We start from the raw sequence: 235 nt of genomic DNA, 5'->3' as shown, positions 1-235 counted from the left end.
CGATGACCTCCGCACCATGCCCCGCAATTTGCTTGGCGATCTCCTCCAAGCGTTTCCCCGGTTTCACTTCCAACGACTGGCTGGCTGTTTGTCCGCCGGTGCCCGAACCGCTTGAACCGCCAGATGTGGAGCTAGTGGTAGAAGCCGACGTGCCGCCCGAGCTGGAAGACAGGTTGCCGTCACTGGAGATCGTCCCGCTCATGGAAGCGAAGGCTCCCATGTCAGGCAACGTGAA

Annotated in this window: 1 protein-coding gene; it reads left to right on the top strand. The window is 60.9% G+C overall.

What is annotated here, in order from left to right; all coding sequences use genetic code 11:
- Positions 1-32: 32 nt before the first annotated feature.
- Positions 33-235: hypothetical protein (locus tag RVY79_RS21640; RefSeq protein WP_317466680.1), on the top strand; the 203-nt coding region annotated here is incomplete at its 3' end.

The sequence above is a fragment of the Chromohalobacter sp. HP20-39 genome, from assembly GCF_033052815.1.
Classification (GTDB): Bacteria; Pseudomonadota; Gammaproteobacteria; order Pseudomonadales; family Halomonadaceae; genus Chromohalobacter.
This window is presented reverse-complemented; position numbering and strand designations above follow the sequence as displayed.